Annotated in this window: 14 protein-coding genes; 7 read left to right on the top strand and 7 right to left on the bottom strand. The window is 65.3% G+C overall.

The window, feature by feature from the left end; all coding sequences use genetic code 11:
- Nucleotides 1-6: 6 nt before the first annotated feature.
- The 5 genes from RBH22_RS04225 (at nt 7) to RBH22_RS04205 (ending at nt 4,866) form a co-directional block, all read left to right on the top strand.
- On the top strand, nt 7-204 hold the full coding sequence (locus tag RBH22_RS04225; RefSeq protein WP_256544990.1) for a hypothetical protein: 198 nt from the start codon (nt 7-9) through the stop codon (nt 202-204).
- Between the two features lie 147 nt (nt 205-351).
- Nucleotides 352-1,428, top strand: a complete 1,077-nt coding sequence (locus RBH22_RS04220) for a cupin domain-containing protein (protein WP_256290655.1) — start codon at nt 352-354, stop codon at nt 1,426-1,428.
- 177 nt (nt 1,429-1,605) lie between these two features.
- Complete coding sequence (locus RBH22_RS04215; RefSeq protein WP_256544988.1) at nt 1,606-2,928, top strand: ABC transporter substrate-binding protein; 1,323 nt, start codon at nt 1,606-1,608, stop codon at nt 2,926-2,928.
- A gap of 34 nt (nt 2,929-2,962) precedes the next feature.
- Nucleotides 2,963-3,844, top strand: a complete 882-nt coding sequence (locus tag RBH22_RS04210; RefSeq protein ID WP_121570202.1) for a branched-chain amino acid ABC transporter permease — start codon at nt 2,963-2,965, stop codon at nt 3,842-3,844.
- Nucleotides 3,844-4,866: a branched-chain amino acid ABC transporter permease gene (locus RBH22_RS04205; protein WP_256544986.1), complete on the top strand. Its 1,023-nt coding sequence runs from the start codon at nt 3,844-3,846 to the stop codon at nt 4,864-4,866. The genes RBH22_RS04210 and RBH22_RS04205 overlap by 1 nt, the downstream gene beginning before the upstream one ends.
- Nucleotides 4,867-5,038: 172 nt before the next feature.
- Here RBH22_RS04205 and RBH22_RS04200 read toward each other — a convergent pair whose 3' ends face one another.
- From RBH22_RS04200 to RBH22_RS04185, 4 genes are all read right to left on the bottom strand, one after another.
- Nucleotides 5,039-5,737, bottom strand: coding sequence for an ABC transporter ATP-binding protein (locus tag RBH22_RS04200; protein ID WP_343218096.1), 699 nt, complete (start codon nt 5,735-5,737; stop codon nt 5,039-5,041).
- Between the two features lie 166 nt (nt 5,738-5,903).
- Nucleotides 5,904-6,782, bottom strand: coding sequence for a fumarylacetoacetate hydrolase family protein (locus RBH22_RS04195; RefSeq protein WP_121570199.1), 879 nt, complete (start codon nt 6,780-6,782; stop codon nt 5,904-5,906).
- A 127-nt stretch (nt 6,783-6,909) separates the two neighbouring features.
- Complete coding sequence (locus RBH22_RS04190) at nt 6,910-7,809, bottom strand: SDR family oxidoreductase (protein ID WP_306676616.1); 900 nt, start codon at nt 7,807-7,809, stop codon at nt 6,910-6,912.
- 1 nt (nt 7,810) lies between these two features.
- Entirely contained in the window at nt 7,811-9,310 is a 1,500-nt protein-coding gene (locus RBH22_RS04185) for an aldehyde dehydrogenase family protein (RefSeq protein WP_306676615.1), read from the bottom strand.
- Nucleotides 9,311-9,568: 258 nt separating this feature from the next.
- On the opposite strand from RBH22_RS04185, the gene RBH22_RS04180 reads away from it, so the two are divergent.
- Nucleotides 9,569-10,771, top strand: coding sequence for an MFS transporter (locus tag RBH22_RS04180; protein WP_256290649.1), 1,203 nt, complete (start codon nt 9,569-9,571; stop codon nt 10,769-10,771).
- A gap of 75 nt (nt 10,772-10,846) precedes the next feature.
- Here the strand turns inward: RBH22_RS04180 and RBH22_RS04175 are convergent, their stop codons facing one another.
- A complete protein-coding gene (locus RBH22_RS04175) occupies nt 10,847-13,933 on the bottom strand; it encodes an FAD-binding and (Fe-S)-binding domain-containing protein (protein WP_306676614.1) in 3,087 nt (1,028 codons plus the stop codon).
- Nucleotides 13,934-14,069: 136 nt separating this feature from the next.
- Between RBH22_RS04175 and RBH22_RS04170 the strand changes: the two genes are divergently transcribed.
- Complete coding sequence (locus RBH22_RS04170; protein ID WP_306676613.1) at nt 14,070-15,548, top strand: DUF3179 domain-containing (seleno)protein; 1,479 nt, start codon at nt 14,070-14,072, stop codon at nt 15,546-15,548.
- A 152-nt stretch (nt 15,549-15,700) separates the two neighbouring features.
- On the opposite strand, the gene RBH22_RS04165 is transcribed toward RBH22_RS04170, so the two are convergent.
- Nucleotides 15,701-16,603 carry a class 1 fructose-bisphosphatase gene (locus tag RBH22_RS04165; protein ID WP_306676612.1) on the bottom strand — a complete coding sequence of 301 codons (903 nt, stop codon included), beginning with the start codon at nt 16,601-16,603 and terminating at the stop codon, nt 15,701-15,703.
- Nucleotides 16,604-16,812: 209 nt separating this feature from the next.
- Entirely contained in the window at nt 16,813-17,877 is a 1,065-nt protein-coding gene (locus tag RBH22_RS04160; RefSeq protein WP_306676611.1) for a helix-hairpin-helix domain-containing protein, read from the bottom strand.
- Between the last annotated feature and the right edge of the window lie 28 nt (nt 17,878-17,905).

The raw sequence follows: 17,905 nt of genomic DNA, 5'->3' as shown, positions 1-17,905 counted from the left end.
GAAGGTATGGCGGAGTTCGAGAATCCATACGCAGCGGAGGATCCGTTCGTCGAGGCGCACTTCGATTGTCTGAACTGCGGCGGGAAACTCTGGGAGTACGGGATCCAGCGGCAGATGGTCTGTGAAGACTGCCGAGCGGTCTTCTCGACGGAGGAAGTATTCGAGCAGGCCAAAGCGAACGCGGAAGCAGAAGCGGAAGCCTGAGAACCGACGGGGCGGTCGGTCCAGGAGACGATCGGATAGCGAAATCGGCATTTGACAGCCTCACAGCCCCCGCAGCGACGGGTCCGTCGATCGTGCAACGTGGCCACGTCCAACACACTTATTATCGCGTTTCACAATTATTTCACTATGGCAGAGCAAGAGCCAGAGGAACTCCTAGAGATGAGTTCCAACACCCGGAGTATTCTCGAGGAGCACGACCTCCAGCCGCTCTGGGAAGTCGAGGACGATATGGGGCACGTCCTCGAGGACCCGGAGGCGGACATCTGGAAGTGGGAAGACATCCAAGAGGCGATCGACGCCATCGAGCGCGACGTCCCGATCGCGGATCTGCCGCCGGGATTCCAGCGACGCGTCGCCGTCCCGATCAACACCGCCAACGCCATCTCGAACACGATCTACGTGGGCGTCCAGACGGTGTCGCCGGGCGAGACGGCACCCTCGCACCGCCACGGCGCTAACGCGCTGCGGTTCACGATCGACGGCCACGAGGATATGAAGACGGTCGTCGCGGGCGAGGAGTTCCCGATGAAGGACAACGACCTCATCACGACGCCGCAGTGGGAGTGGCACGACCACGTCAACGACGGCGACGAGACCGCCGCGTGGCTCGACGTCCTCGACCTCCCGCTCGTCCTCGACTCGCTCAACGCGAAGAACACCTTCGAGTACCACGAACTCGAACGCCAGCCCGTCACGAAGAGCCAGGGCTACTGGGAGTCTCAGTACGGCCGCGGCCGGCCGCAGGAAGACGTGAAGTCCGACGACATCCCCGGCCCGTTCGAGGGCAATATGGAGCCGACGCCGCCGTACCGCTTCAAGTGGGCGGATATGGTCCAGTCGCTCCACCAGCGCGCTGACAACGACGATCCCGACCCCAACGACGGCTACAGCCTCTCGTACGTCAACCCGGCGACGGGTCAGCCGCCGCTGTTCCCGACGATGTCGTTCCGCGCGCAGTTGATGCAGGAAGCGACCGATCCGCACTTCCACAATATGACGGAAGTGTTCTTCGTCATCGACGGTGAGGGCGCGACCCACATCGGTGACGAGGCGTTCGAGTGGAGTCAGTGGGACATCTTCATCGTCCCGCCGGACGAGATCCACCATCACGAACCGGACGGCGAAGCGACGCTGCTCGCGATGACCGATCGGCCGGTCTTCGAGGCGTTCAATCTCTACGCCGAAGCCGAACCCTCCTCGTAATTCCTGGGTAACTCCCTGATCGGACGTCCTCGCTTCGGACGTCCGGCATCGTTTCGGAACGAGCGAACGCGAACGACCGGAGAATAGTCTTTCAGAGATATCACTGGATAGACGCGTTGACGACCTGGTCTATACCATACAGTTTTATATTCCGTTATAATTATTGTCCCACACGGTATGGCTCGTGATGACACATTTCCACGACGGACGTATCTCAAAGGTGCCGGGGCTTCCGGTACGGTCGCACTAACTGGCCTCGCTGGGTGTACGCTCGGCGGCGGCGGTGACGGCGACGGTGGCGACGGTGGCGACGGCGGCGACGGCGGTGGCGATACGGGAACCGGTGGAAGCACCGACAGCGGCGAGGACACCACCCCACTGACGATCGCTGGGACCGTCCCCGAGACCGGGAGTTTCTCTTCGCTCGGACAGGACCTCAAGCGCGGGTACGAACTCGGCGTTGAGCGGATGAACGAGACACTCGACCGCGAGGTCGAACTCATTCTCCGCGACGACGAGAGCGACGCCCAGACGCTGCGCGAGCAGCTTCAGGCCATCGTCAGCAACAACGACGTGAATATGATCTGGGGGAGCTTCTCCAGCCTGCTCGTCACGGCTGGGAGCGCCTTCGCCGAGAATCAGGGGCTCCCGTTCCTCGGTATCGCCTTCGCGTACGAAGAGCCCCACCGCAACAGCAACTACGAGTGGACGTTCGCTCCGTTCCCGAAGTCCCGTGACGTCGCCCGCTCGACGCTCGGGACGATCGAACTCGTCCCCGAGGAGGACCGACCGACCAACATCGGTATCTGGGAGCCCAACTCCGGGTGGGGGAAAGAGCAGGCCGACTACTGGGAAGAGACACTCGGCGACGCGGGCTACGAAATCGTGATGCGCGAGACCTTCGAGATCGGTGCCTCGGACTTCTCGACGCTCATCTCGCAGGCCCAAAGCGCCAACGTCGAGGTGCTGCTGTCGAACCCGACGCCGGGCGGCGGCATCACCGCAGTCAACCAGATGAAGTCGAACAACTGGGCGCCGAAGATGCTCAAGTTCGTCCGCGGTGCCGACCCCTCGGCGTGGTGGTCCGCACTCGGTCAGGACGGCGCCTACGCGCTGATGTGTCCCGGCTGGGTCCCCGGCCTCACGGGCAACGGCAACCAACAGCTCCGAGAGACGTATATGTCGACCTACGAGACCGAGAGCCAGTATATGCCGGCGAACGTCGGCGGCTCGTACAACCTGACGCAGGTCGCCGAACAGGCTGTCGCCGCGGCTGGCTCCGTCGAACCGGAGGCCATTCGGGAGGCGCTCCGCAACGAGGAGTTCCAGACCGTCATCGGCACGTTCGGCTTCGAGGACAACGGACTGCCGACGGAAGGCCAACTGACAGCCCCGACCGGCCAGTGGTGGGAGGGCGCCCAGCGCCTCGCGTACCCGAACACGGACTCCGAACGCGCGCTCGACTTCAAGTACCCCATCCCGCCGTGGAGCGAGCGATGAACGCAGGGGACACCTTCGTACCCACGGCCTGACGATGGTTGCAAGCGATCTTCTGACGCAGTCGGTCGTCAACGGGCTGCTGTTGGGCGGGATCTACGCCCTCGCAGCCCTGGGCCTCTCGCTCGTCTTCGGGATTATGGACATCGTGAATCTCGCGCACGGCCATATGCTGATGGTCGGCGCCTACGTCGCGATTCTCGTGTTCACGGCGACCGGCATCACCCCGCTCGTCGGGATGCTGCTCGCGATGGCGCTGATGTTCGGCCTCGGCGTCCTCCTGCAGAAAGTGCTGCTCAAGCACGTCGTCGACGAGGGGTTAGAACAGCCGATCATCGTGCTGTTCGGCCTCGCGCTCGTCTTGCAGAACCTCGGGCGCGTCATCCTCGGCGGCGACGCCCGAACGGCCGACATCGGGATCCCCGGTAACGGGTTCGACATCGGCATCGCGTTTATGTCGTTCCCGCGGACGGTCACGTTCGTCGTCGCCGTCCTGCTCATCGTCGCCACCTGGGCGTTCCTGCAGTACACCAAGACGGGTCAGGCCATCCGGGCGACCGCCCAGAACCGCACGGCGGCGAAGTATATGGGCATCGACACCGACCAGATCTACGTCATCACGCTCGGCATCGGGACCGCACTCGCCGGCGCGGCCGGCGCGCTGCTCTCGATGCTGTTCCCGATCGACCCCTACGTCGGCTGGTCGTACCTGCTCAAAACGTTCGCCGTGGTCGTCCTCGGTGGGGTCGGCAGCGTCGTCGGGACGCTCGTCGGCGGCCTCGTGCTCGGCGTCTCGGAGAACCTCGGCGCGCTCTATCTCGGTGGCGGCTACCGTAACGTCGTGAGCCTGCTCATCTTCTTGGGCGTGCTGCTCGTCAAACCAGAAGGGCTGTTCGGTAGCTCCGGAGGTGGTGAGTAATGAGCATCTTCCAGCGCGCTCCCGGCGAATCGCTCGCTGAGGACCGTCGCGTCCAGGCGCTCGGCGTCGTCGCCGTGCTAGCGCTCGCAGTCGTCCCGTTCACCACGACCGACTCTCTGACGGGGCTCATCCTGACGGGTCTCGTCTTCGTGATGCTCGGCGTCTCCTGGAATCTGCTCGCCGGATACGCCGGCCAGATTTCGCTGGGGCACGCGGCGTTCTTCGGGATGGGCGCATTCGTTTCGGCGTGGCTGACGACACCCGCCGCAGCGGGCTTCCCCGAATCGATCCAGTTGCCGATCCTCGCGGCGGTCGTCGTCGGGGGAGTCACCGCGGCGCTCATCTCGCTCGTCATCGGGCCGATCATCTTCCGGTTGAGCGGCCACTACTTCGCCATCGGGACGCTCGCGCTGGCGGCCGTCATCGAACTGGTGATGCTGGACCGACGGGACCTGACCGGCGGCGCGACCGGCTACTACGTCAGCGGCGACCTCTCGATCGGCGAGGCCGTCTCCCACGGCGACACGATGTTCTTCCTGACGCTCATCGCTACGATCATCACGGTCGCGGCCACGTACGTCATCGTTCGCGGTCCGGCCGGACTGGGGATGAAAGCGATCCACGACGACGAGGACGCCGCGAGCAGTCTCGGCGTCAACCCGCTGAAGTACAAGATGTACGCGTTCGTCGTCTCCTCGTTCTTCGCGGGGATCGCCGGCGCGCTGTATGGCCACTACACGCTCTACATCAACGCCCAGTCGACGCTCGCCGTCACGTGGACGATCGACTCGCTCGTCATCGTCATTCTTGGCGGGATGGGAACCTTCGCCGGGCCGTTCTTCGGCGCGGCGCTGTTTTTACTCCTCGACAACGGTCTCTCGGCGATCGTTGGTGGGTTCTCCTCTGCGGTCGAGGGGATTCTCATCATCCTCTTCATCATCTTCCTCCCCACGGGGCTCTACGGCCTCATCAAGGAGTATCTCGTCGAGGAAACCACCGACACGGACGCCGCGACCGAGTAGGTCGGCGTCCCACTCCCGACGTCGTTACGAGCCTCTCGTCTTCTCCGTTTGCTCTGCGCTCTCGGTGCGCTATCGCAGCCGCTCTGTGAGATTCGGGGTGGTCTCTCAGGACGATCCGCGAGAAAGCGACTGTGAGTGACGGCCAAACTGATCGCAGAAAAGACTGCTCCGCTCAGGCGCCGAGGTAGGATTCTTCGACGCGTTCGTCGCGTGCGAGTTCTTCGGCCGTTCCTGACAGCGCGATTTCGCCGGTCTTGATGACGTAGCCGCGGTCGGCGACGCGGAGTGCGTTGTAGATGTCCTGCTCGACGAGGAGAACGGTCGTCCCCTCGTCGTTGATGCGCTGGATGGCCTCGAAGACGTCGTCGACGAGGACGGGCGCGAGTCCGAGACTGGCCTCGTCGAGCAGCAGGAGATCGGGTTCGCTCATCAGACCGCGACCGATCGCGAGCATCTGCTGCTCGCCGCCCGAGAGCGTCCCGGCCTGCTGGTTCGAGCGCTCTTCGAGCCGTGGGAAGATGTCGTAGATGTCTTCGAGGCGCTCTTTCAGCCGACTGCGATCGAGATACGCGCCCAGTTCGAGGTTCTCGCGAACGGTACTCTCGGTGAACACCTCGCGGCCCTCGGGGACGTGGGCGACGCCCCTGGCGACGACCTCCTCGTGAGGGAGGTCGCCGATCGATTCGCCCTTGTAGCGGATCTCGCCGTCCATCGGGGCGAGGTCGCCACAGATGGTCTTCAGCGTCGTCGTCTTTCCAGCCCCGTTCGCACCGAGCAAGGCCACAGTCTCGCCCTCCTCGACCGTGAGGCTCACGTCCCACAGCACCTGTACGTTGCCGTACGCGACGTCTATCGAATCTACTTCGAGCAGTGACATCGAATACCACGTCATTCGTCGTGACCTTTCTTAAGCCTACCTTTCGGAGATGCAGATCTATGATAGACTGCGCGTCGAGGTAGCGCTGCCGCTCTGTCGGCCGTGCCTGGAAAAAACGAAGAACGGTTCGAACGTCGCCGCGGCGAGCGGCGCGAGGGAGTTACTCCTGTCCGCCCTTCTGGACGTCGGCTTCGGCGTAGCTGACGTCGCGACCGGTGACGTCGACGGTCATCGAGCCGACGTCTTCGATTTCGGCGTCGATGGTGTCGCCGTCGTGGAGTTCGCTCACGCCTTCGGGCGTGCCCGTCGTGATGACGTCGCCGACTTCAAGCGTCGCGCCGAGGGAGGCGTACTGAACGACGTCCGCGCACGTGTAGACCATATCGCCGGTGTTCTCGTACTGGCGGCGCTCGCCGTTGAGCTGGAGCTCCATCTGGAGGTCCTGGGGGTCGTCGATCTCGTCGGCCGTGACGACGCACGGACCGATGACGGTGAACGTGTCGTAGGACTTGCGGTTCGAGCGGTCCTGGTCGCCGCGCAGCGAGATGTCGAGCAGGATCGTGTATCCGAAGATGTGGTCCCACGCTTCCTCGGCGGAGACGTCTTTCGCCTCCTCACCCATTACGAACGCGAGTTCGATCTCGTGGTCCGTCCGACGGTCGTTGAACGGCAGTTCGATGCCGTGGTCGGGGCCGACGACGCTGGAGGGCGCTTTCAGGAAGTAGCCCTTGTCCTTGATCGAGAACCACTCTTCGGTGGTGATGTCCTTGTCGGAGATGGCCTCCTCGATGTGGTTCTCGTAGTTCAGCGGCGCGGCGATGACCTTGCCCGGGCGGCCGACGGGCGAGCCGATCTCGACGTCTTCGACGTCGTAGTCGGGGTCTTCGTCTTCGTACTCGGAGGCGTCGTAGTCGCCCTCCATATACTCGACGAGCGGCTCGTCGCCCTCGAGACCGAGCCGGTCCGAGAGGTCGATGACGCCCTCTCCATCGTCTGTAAGCAGTCCGAGTTTATCGTCGTCGTAGCGGACGAAGCGCATACGCAATTCATCGTCGGAATCAGTGATAAAAGATGCCTTTCGCCTCTCCGAGCGGCGGTGGCTAGAGAGCGGCGTCGGTGCCGACGCGCCCGCACTTACGGGAATAGCGGGCCGAACGCGGGCGTTCTCACAGGTAGCTGTCGGTCCGCGCCAACTCGACGTCCGCGGCGACGTCCTCGCGGAAGTGCTCGACGAGCGAATCGAGCGTCCACCCTTCGGGATTGACACCGACGGCCTCCATCGCCGGGTCCGAGAAGACGCCGACGCGGTCGCCCCCGGCGTACAGCGTACACCCCGTGAGGTCTTCGGCGTGCTCGCTGGCCAGGTACGCGACGAGCGGTGCGACCTTCTCGGGCGGCATCTCCGCCTCGGTGTAGGGGCGGTGCTCTTCGGGCACCGTCTCGGTCATCCGCGTGTAGCCGTTCGGAATCAGGGCGTTAACCCGGACGTCCGAGCGGACCAGTTCAGTCGAAACTGAACGAACCATCCCGAGGATCCCTGCTTTCGCCGCAGCGTAGTTGGCCTGCCCGAGGCTGCCGCGGGCCGCCCCGGCGCTGACCGCGAGATACGAGCGCTGTCGGTCGAAGCCGTCGTCGCCGGCGGCCTTGTTCGCCTCGCGCCAGTGGGCGGCGGCGGCGCGGAGCGGTGCAAACTGGCCGGTGAGGTTGTTCTCGATGACGGCCGTCCAGTCCTCCGGCGAGAGCTTGTAGCTGAGCCCGTCCCGGAGAATGCCCGCGAAGTTACAGACGAAGTCGACGCGGCCGTACTCCGCGACGGTGTCCGCGATGAGCGTCTCCGCGTACGCGAAGTCGCTCACGTCGCCGTGGTGGGCCATCGCGGTTCCGCCGCGCTCGCGGATCTCGGCGGCGACGCCCTCGGGGACAGACGAGTCGCTGCCTGTCCCGTCGACCTCAGTGCCGAGGTCGTTGACCACGACGCGCGCGCCGTGGTCTGCGAGTTCGTATGCCGCCTGCTCGCCGAGGCCGTTGCCGCCGCCGGCAACGATGCACACCGCGTCTTCGATCATCTTAGAACGGGAACTCGCGCGGCTCGTGCTGCAGCGAGATCCACTTCTTCTCGGTGACCTCGTCGAGGAAGTCCTCGCTGTTGTAGCCGCCGATCCCCGACGCGCCCGTCCCGCTGAACGGGACGTGCGCCTCGTCGTTGACGGGCTGGTCGTTGACGTGGACCATTCCCGTCTCGAGCTGGTTCGCGATGCGCTTGCCCGCGCCGACGTCGCCGGCGTGGACCGAGCCGGAGAGGCCGTACTCGGTGTCGTTTGCGAGTTCGATCGCCTCGTCGACGTCCGAGAACGGAATCACGGGGGCGATGGGGCCGAAGTGCTCGTTGCAGGCGGCCGCCATATCGTTCGTCGCGTCCGAGATCACCGTCGGCTCGACGACCAGCGAGTCCTCGACGCCGTCGATTTCGACGATGTCGCCGCCGGTTTCGAGCGTCGCGCCCGCTTCGACCGTCCGCTCGACGTAGTCGAGCATCTCGTCGCGCTGGGACTCGTCGATGATGGGGCCGACGACGACGTGCTCGTGAGCGCTCCCGGCCGGGAGCTGGGAGGCGCGCTCGGTTAGCTTCTCGACGTACTCGTCGTAGACGTCCTCGTGGACGAGGTGGCGGTTGATGGAGATGCAGACCTGCCCCTGGTGGATGAACGATCCGAAGACGCCGGCGTCGACCGCGGCGTCGACGTCGGCCTCGTCGGTGACGATGTGGGCGTTGTTGCCGCCGAGTTCCATCGCCGGGACGGCGAGGTTCTCCGCTGCGGTGGCGGCGACCCGGCGACCGACCTCGGTCGAACCGGTGAACGCGACGACGTCGCTCTCCTCGTGGCCAGCGACGCGGTCGCCGATTTCGGAGCCCTTGCCGGTGACGACGTTGACGACGCCCTCGGGGAAGCCGGCCTCCTCGAACAGGCGCGCGAACAGCAGTCCGCCGATGACCGGGGTGTTCGTCGCCGGCTTGAGGACGACCGTGTTACCGGCCGCGACGGCGGGGACGACCGCGCGCGCGGAGAGGTTCAGCGGGAAGTTCCACGGCGAGATGACCGTGACGACGCCTTTCGCCTCGCGCTCGACGATGTTCTCCTTGCCGGGGATGTTCGAGGCGGCGTGCTCGCCCTTCATTCGGCGCGGAAGCGTCGCGGCCTCACCGATCTGGTCCTGCGTGAGCTCGAACCCGGTGTCCGATACACCTTGCATCGCACCCGCTTCGGTGGTGTAGAGCTCGACGATCTCCTCTTTGTGCTCTGCCATCACCTGCTGGAGGCTGTGGATGAGCTGTTCGCGCTCGGCCGGCGGCGTCTGGGCCCATTCGGACTGGGCCTCCGCCGCGGCTTCGTAGGCGGCGTCGACGTCCGCCTCGGTGGCGCGGGGGACCTCCGTGACGACCTCGCGCGTCGAGGGGTCCTCGACTTCGAGCGTCTCGCCGCTCTCAGCGTCGACCCACTCGCCGCCGATATAGAGTTGACTCCAGTCGTCGTCGATACTGTATCCTGACTGGCCTTCGAGTGCCATACTCCTAGAGTCTCGGGATTCACTAATGAAAGTTTGGTCAGATAGCCGTTTTTACCGGCTGTCGTCGGGCTACACTGTCGAATTCTCGTACCGACTGGTGAGACGACGTGCCGAATCTTCCCGCCATTTGGGACACACATCTGTATGGGAAAATAATAAGAGACACTGGAGGGTTCTTACGCCAGAGCCCTCGATTCGCGGTCGCTGTCCGGCGACTCCGCAGCGACGCCCGCGATCGGGATGCGATAGGTCCCAGCGATGAACGACGAACACGACTCCGCGTTCGATTCGGTGACTAGTTGGATCGTTGCGGCGCTCGGACTGCTCGTACTCGTGCTCGTCTGGGGCGTGATCTTCACGTTTACCGTCTACTCACAGGCACTCGGCGACGCGTTCGGACTGTCGAGTCTCCGGCTCTCGTCCATCTTTTCGATCACGACGGCGGCGTTCTACATCGCGGGCGGGACGATCGGGATCCTGATCGCGCGCGTGCCGCTTCGCCCGGTCGTCGCTACGGCCGGCGCGGTCTTCGGCGTCGCGATCGGACTCTTGCAGATCTCGTCGTCGTATCTCGGACTCGCCGTCGTATTCGGGCTCTTGGGGACGGCCGGGGGCACGATGTTCGTGATCGTCATCTCGCTCGTGCCGCAGTGGTTCGAGCAGTACGAGGGCCGCGCAATGGGGATCACGATGGCCGGCAACGGCCTCGGGATTTTCGTGTTGCCGCCGGTCTGGGTGTGGTTGCTCGAACGGACGGGCATCCGGGAGGCGTTCGTCGTCGTCGGGGGCGCGACGGTACTCGTAATTCTCGTCGCCGCCGTCGTCTACCGCCGGCCGCCGGAACTCCGCGCGCAGGGTACCGCACCGGTCGACGTCGCGTGGCTCCGGTCGAACCTGACCGACGGCCGATTCGTGTCCAGCCTCGTCGGCTTCGCGCTCCTGTGGAGTTGGTACTTCCTCCTCTCGGCGGACCTCGTGGGCATTCTCACCACGGGCGGGATCTCCCGAGCGGTCGCCGCCACCGCGTTCGGCATCGTGGGCGGCGTCAGCGTCGTCGCCCGCGTCGCCAGCGGTGAGTTCGCCGATCGCATCGGGATGCGGGTGACGCTGGCCGTCGGAACGCTCCTCGCGGCGGCCGGGATGGTCGTCCTCCCGTGGACGGGCACGGAACCGCTGATGTACGTGCTGCTCGTGACGTTCGGGATCGGACTCGGAGCGATCGCGCCGCTGTTCTCGCCGATCATCATCGAGCGGTTCGGCCCGGCGAACGCGACCGCCATCGTCGGGGTGTTCACGGTCGCAGAAGCGGCGACCGCCTTCCTCGTCCCGATCGGGCTGAACCTCCTCTTGGGAGTGACGAACGGGTACGTCGTCCCGTTGCTTACCGTCGGCGGGCTGACGCTCCTCGGTGCGGGGCTGTTCTACCGGGGGACGGCTCCGAAAACGAGTCCGCAACTGTAACTGCAATCGCACCGGACGAGAACGCCCGCGACCGCGGCCGCGACGAATCGCGTTCCGGCTACCGCCTCGGACCGACTACCGACCGGCCAGTCCGGCCGCGAGCGCTTCGATCGGCGTCGGCGGCTCGTCGTGGCTTCCGTCGTGATCGGGGAACAGCGCCGGGTCGACGGTCGCCCCGAGATCGTTGAGTTGGGTCCGGCAGGACGCGCCGGGTGCGACGACCGATTCCGCCTCGCTGGCGTCGACCTGGCCCTTGAGCGTCTCGCCGATCGCCTCGCTCATCGCGCGGTGTTCGGACTCGTAGCCGAACGTCCCGGCCATCCCACAGCAGCCCGAGTCCAGCGGATCCACGCGGTAGCCCGCCCGCCGGAGCACGCCGACCGCGTGATGGTCTTTCTTCGTCGCCTTCTGGTGGCAATGGCCGTGGTACGCGATCGAGCGGTCGGGGGCGTCGAAGTCGATCTGCTCGTCGAGTCGATACGTGTCGAGGTACTCACAGACGCCGTAACTGTTCGCCTGTACCGTCTCGACGTCGCTGCCCGAGAGCAGGTCGCCGTAGTCTGACTGCAGCATCACCGCGTCGGAGGGTTCGGGGACGACGACGTCCCACCCGTTCTCGATCCGCGGGACGAGCGCGTCGACCGTCTCCGCCGCCGTCTCGCGGGCGACGTCGAGGAAGCCCTTCGAGAACGCCGGCCGCCCCACATCGGTGACGTCTGCGACTTCGACGTGGACGCCCGCGGCTTCGAGCACTTCCACTGACGCCTTCCCGACGTCGGGGTGGCTGTAGTTCGTGTACGTGTCCGGGATCAGGAGGACGTGGCGGTCGGCCTCGTCGGCGGTGACCCGCGATCCACCGCGCTTTTTGAACCACTTCTGGACCGTCTCGCGCTCAAACGTGGGGAGCGTGCGGTCGCTCGCGATGCCGATGGTCTGTTCCATCACGGCGCGCGCGCCGGGCACCTTCGACGCCCAGTTCGAGACGGGTGCGAACGTGCTCCCGAGTTTCGCTAAGACGTCGAAGTTGGCGAACATCTTCGAGCGCAGCGAGGAGCCGTGTTCCTCGTGGTAGGCGTGAGTCACCTCGGCTTTGAGCTTCGCGAGGTCGACCTCGCTCGGACAGTCGTTCGCACAGCCCTTACAGCCGATACAGAGGTCCATCACCTCGGTGACGAACTCCTCGTCGGTCGGGTCGTCCGGGAGGTCGCCGCTCATCGCCTGCCGGAGCATATTCGCTCGGCCGCGCGTGGCGGTAATCTCCTCGTCGGCCGCGCGGTAGGTCGGACACATCACGCCGCCCTCGGTCTGCTGGGTGCGGCAGCCACCGCAGCCGTGACAGAGTTCGACCATCCCCTGCATTCCGTTCTCGTTGTCCCACTCCAGCGCCGAGTCGAAGCCGGCGTCGAACTCGTACTCGGGATCGAACCGGAGGTTCTCGGTGAGCGAGACATCGCCGCAGACCTGGCCGGGGTTGAGCAGCCAGTCGGGGTCGAACGCGGTCTTGAGATCCTGGAACGCGTCCCAGAGCTGATCGCCGTAGAGCTTCCGGTTCCACTGGGTTCGCGCGCGGCCGTCGCCGTGCTCGCCGGAGACCGAGCCACCGAGTTCGACGACGAGGTCGGTCACGGCCTCGCCGATGGCCTGCATCGCGTCCAGATCCGCCTGCGACTTCGTGTTGACGAGCGGGCGGACGTGCAGGACGCCGGGGCCGGCGTGGGCGTAGAACGACGCGAAGGTGTCGTGCTCTTCGAGGACCGACTGGAACTCGGTGACGAACCTCGGGAGGTGCTCCGGCGGAACGGCGCAGTCTTCGAGGAAGCTGATGTGTTTCGCGTCGCTGGTGCGTCCCAGCAGGATCGGGAGGCCGGACTTCCGGAGCTTCCAGAGTTCCTTCCGGTCTGCCTTCTCGTGGGCCTCTAGCGCGTCGAACGCGAATCGTTCGGCGTCGGTATCCGTCGCGTCGTCGCCGTCGCCGCGACCGGGTACGCGGTCTTCGAGGAGCTTCCGAACCTTCTCGCGGCCGTCCTCGTCGTCTTCGGCGTAGAACTCCACGAGGAGTGCGGCCTCCGTCCGGTCGGGGAGTTTCCCGGCGACGTCGGCGAACTCCGTCGTGTTCGAGGCCAGCCCGATGAGTACGTCGTCGATGAGCTCGACCGCCGCGGGATCGTGCTCCAGCACGTGCACGACATCGCTGACGGTGTCGACGACGCTGTCGTACGTCAAGAGCGCGACCGACTTCGTCTCCGGAAGCGGTTCCAGCGAGACGGTCGCCTCGGTGACGACCGCGAGCGTCCCTTCGGAGCCGGCGAGCAGGCGCGCGAGGTTGACGACGCCCTCCTCGCCGTATTCGCCCTCGGCTTCGGCGAGCAGGCGGTCGAGGTTGTAGCCCGAGACGTTCCGCTTCATCTCGGGGTAGCGCTTGTGGATCTCCTCGGCCTGTTCGTCGAGGACCTCGATCACGCCGGCGGCGATCTTCGCCTCGGCGTCGCCGTCGGGGTCGGCCCGCTCGCGTAATTCGTCGACGCTGACCTCACCGAAGGTCGTGACCGTGCCGTCCGAGAGGACGACCTCGACTTCCTCGACGTAGTGATCGGTCTTCTCGTAGACGAGCGAGTGCGCGCCGGTGGAGTTGTTGCCGATCGCGCCGCCGATGGCGCTCCGGTTGCCGGCCGCCGGGTCGGGGCCGAACGTCAGGCCGTACTCGGCCGCCTGATCGTTGAGCGTCGCGAGGATGGCCCCAGACTGAACGTGCGCCTCTCGCGCGTCGGGGTCGACGTCGTACACGGCGTCCATATGGCGCGAGAAGTCGAGGACGACGGCCTCGTTGACCGTCTGGCCGGCGAGGCTCGTCCCGCCGCCGCGCGGGAGCACCGGAATCTCCTCTTTGGCGCAGTAGGAGACGACGCTCGCGACGTCGTCGGTCGAGGTCGGGAAGACGACGCCGATAGGCGTCACCTCGAACGCGCTGGCGTCGGTCGCGTACATCTGCCGAGTGTAGGTGTCGAAGCGGACTTCACCGTCGACGCGTTTCGAGAGCGCGTCGACCAGATCCGGCCGTTCGACCTCCTCGGAGACGTACTGGTAGTTCGAACGGGCGTCTCTCGCCGGGTCGGCGGTGGCTACACCGCCGTCGGGAACGGCATCGCTGTCGCGGTCAGACATATGCGTACTACTGAGGGTAACTATCACTTATACCCGCCGTTGTCGGCACACCGTGAACGCTTCTCGTGACGCTCTCTATCACGGACAACCGCCATAGATACTGTTTTCACACGGTAGCGACATTCGGTATGGTACCGTGACACAGTCATCCGAGCCTTCCACCGAGCGGTTGCAAGAACTGGTCGATCAGTTACTCGATCGCGACGCCGACGCGCACGCTGCCGCCATCGACGCGCTCGCCGAGGAGGGCGACGAACGAGTCGTCCCCCACCTCCTCGAAGTACTCGTCATCGACGGCATCGCGAACAACTGGGAGCGGTTCGGCTTTCCCGCGGTGCTCCGCGATCGGGACCCACCGCGCTACCTCGAACTCCCCGAAGTTCGGTGGCCGGGCGTTCGCGACGCCCTCGCGACGCTCGCCGAACCGAATTTCGACTCCGAGCACGCGTGGGTCGAGTGGGAGTCGTGGTACTCCCAGCAGGAGATCGACCCGCTGGCGGGATTCGACGAGTGGAAACTCCGGCTCTATCGATCGTATCTCCCGCCGGTCGGTGGCCTCCTCGATTGTGAGCCGCGTGAGTTCGATCTACAGGGAATCCGCTGGGGTAACTGCGATCGCTCGTTCCTCGCCGCGCTGAACGCCCCATCGTTCGTCCCCGGCGATGCGGTGGAGACCGACGCGAGCGGCGACAGCACGGACCAGCAGGACGACGCTCCCGAACGCTATCTCGACGACGACCACGTCGTGTTCGGTTTCGAGATCGAGGGGACACAGTATGCAGTGCCGCGCTGGGTCCTGTTCCCGCACGAACTGCTGAACGCCGAACTCGACGGCGTGCCGGTGAGTCTCACGTACTGCACGCTCTGTAACGCGCCGATCCTCTACGACCGACGGGTCGAGGTCGACGGCGAGAAGAGAGTCCGAACGTTCGGCAGCACTGGGATGCTGGCATCTGGTAACAAGGTGATGTACGACGAGGAGACCGAGACGCTGTGGGACCAGCACGCCGGCACGCCGATCGGCGGAGAGATGCTCGCCGAGGACCCCGATCGCTTCCTGAATCAGTTCGCCGTCACACAGACCGAGTGGGGCGATTGGAAAGAGCAGTACCCCGACACGCTCGCGCTCGACATCGAGACGGGCTACGGCTACGACTACTCGCACTACGACGGCAACATCGACTTCTTCGAGCACTACTGGAACCGCGAGGAGATCGTCCAACCCGGCGTGCGTCGCGAGGACGGGCCGCTTCCGGAGAAGGCGTCGGTCTACGGGATCACCGGCGACGACCCCGACGAGGTGTGGGCCGTCCCGATCGACGACCTGCGTGAGCGTGACGGGGGCGTCCTGGAAGCCGAGGTCGCCGGTCGCGACGTCGTCGTCCTCCTGGATGCTACAGACGACGTCGCCGTCTACGAAGCGCCGTCGACGTCGGTCGAACGCGTCGAAGATGGGGATGGCGTCGCCCTCGTCGGTGTGGACGGGACCCGCTGGGAACTGACGCGCAACGAGCTCCGATCCGACGACGGCGAGACGCGCGCCCGTATCCCCGGCCGCCACGGGCTCTGGTTCGCGTTCCGGACGCACTACGAGACAGCGCACGTGCTCACGTAACCTACCACTAATCCGCTATACTACATTTTATTATACTAAAAACTGGAAAGCGCTACAGAGGCTCCAAGAGTTGAGTTTACAGCGCTCTAATACCCTAAGAAAGAGATAAAGAATAACGACGTGTTGTTAGGAGTATTTATCCCCAGAGCGAGTTACTCGTGGTCCGCAAAGGCGGATTCGAGATCGTCGATCAGTTCCTCGTTGCCAACGTAGACCGGTGTCCGGGCGTGGAGGTCGTCCTTCTCGACGTCGAGCAGCGACTGGTGACCGTCGGAGGTCGCACCGCCGGCGGTTTCGACGATGTAGCCGACCGGATAGCCCTCGAACTGGACCCGTAGTTTGCCCTCTGGGGCGTTCGTCAGCGTCGGGTAGCCGAAGATCCCGCCGTAGGTGAGCACCTGATTCACGTCGCCGATCATCGCACCGCCGTAGCGGAGTTTCATCGACGGGTCTGACTCGATGTCGTCGACGAACGACTGGAACGCCTCGACCCAGTGGGGGACGCGCCCGCCGAATCCGTAGACCGTCGGATCTTCCGGGAGCGTCACGTCCTCGCGAGCGACCTCGTACTCGCCGTCCTGGTGGATGACGTACTCGGTGACGCTGTCCTCACGGGCGACGATCATCGTCGTTGTCGCACCGTAGAGCACGTACGCGGCGGCGACGATGTCGTCGCCGCTCGCCGGCAGGGGACCGTCGTAGATCGCGACGATCGTCCCCATCGCGGCGTTGGGTTCGAGGTTCGACGAGCCGTCGAGCGGGTCGACGCAGACGGAGAGGCCGCTGCCGACGTCGATGCCCTCGGCGCGCTCCTCGCTGGCGTACACGCCGACGTTAGAGATCGAGCCGATCCGATCGAGGAAGAGTTCGTCGGCGTACACGTCGGCCGCTTTTTGGGACTCTCCGGAGGGATTCTCGCCCTCGATGGCGACGCGGCGGCCGGGGAGGCCGCTGCGGACGTCCGGTGCAGAGCGCGCGACGACGTCGAGGACGGCGTCGATGGTGGCGCTGGTCGATTCGGGTTCGGTCGGCGCAGGATTGTCTCTCGTAGCCATCGGATCACTCATTCCGGGGACAGCGGAATCGGTAGTTCAGTGTGCGGTTACAAAAGCCATAAAATCTTTGTTACTGCAGACGAACCCGATTCGACCGCAGAACCACGATAAAGTCTCTCAAAATGGCTTTGACGGCCATCTCGAAACTCGGACTATATTTACTCGGCGAGTAAATAACTCGTCAGGTGGCGGTTTCCTCAGGGTGCTCGTCAGGACTCGTGTTCGCGCGCGAGTCGGTACCAGGATTCGACCCGTTCGCGGTCGACGTCGAGCGCGTCGGCGACGCTTTCGAGGTCGGCAGTCGTGAGTCGGCGGACCGAGCCGATGCCTGCCCGATGAAGGGTGGCCGCTGCCTCCTCGTCGAGACCGTCGACCGCGGTTAGCGGCGTCGGCGCGCTCTGTCGCCGCCAGGCAGACTCCGCATCTCGCGCTGCCGACGGCCCGTCTCCGCCCGTATCGGCCGTGTTTTCCGAGCCTCCGTCGTCCGAATCCAGCAGGTCGTCGCTTCCGCCGGCCCGCCACGCCGCCTCACCGTCCGTGGCGGAGGAACCGTCGGCGGCGCTGCGGTCGGTTGCCCGATCTACGGTGTCGTTTCCGCTCGCCGTCTGTTCACGCCAGGCCGCTTCGCCCGCTGTTCCGTCGCCAGACCCGTCTGTCTCGGCTTCGTCGTCCGACCACCCAGAGGAGGCGGCGATCCAGGCGCGTTCGTCGTCGTCGAGGCCGCGCACCTGCGAGGAGCGCCGACCGAGGTCGGTACCGCCGCCATCGAGCGACCACGAGAGGGAGTGCTCACGGCGAATCTTGGCGGCGACGCCCGGGTTGACGCCCGCCGCCGTTAGATCGCGGTAGGCGATGCGCTTCTCGAGAAAGTCCGTGAGCGAAATCTCCGACTCCCGGAGCAGAGCCGCGGTCTTCGGCCCGACGAAGTGAAGATCCTGGAAGCAGTCGGGATCGGCGGCTGTCTCGCGTCTCTCACCGCCGCCTTCGTCTTCGGCGGTCGATTCACCGGCCGAATCGGCGTCGTCGTCTGTCCCGTCCGCATCGTCGTCGCTCGGAATGGTGTTCCACGGGAGCGGAATGTCGAGGCCGCCGTCGTCTTCTCCCTCGTCTCCACCCTCGCCCGCTGCACTGTTCTCGCCTGCCTCACGATCGAGCCCGTCGGGACCGATCGTCCCGCTGAACACACCAGGAGCCTCGTCGGTCGCGTCCGGTTCGGCGGCGTCGCTGCCGATCGGTTCTCGCTCCCCCCCTTCAGACTCCCCATCCTCGTTCACACTTGCCTCCGTCGAGTAGTATCTCCGC

Origin of the sequence: Halobellus sp. H-GB7 (assembly GCF_030848585.1) — an archaeon.
Lineage (GTDB): Archaea > Halobacteriota > Halobacteria > Halobacteriales > Haloferacaceae > Haloquadratum > Haloquadratum inordinatus.
Note: the sequence above shows the minus strand (reverse complement) of the source record. Positions and strands in the feature narration are given on the sequence as shown.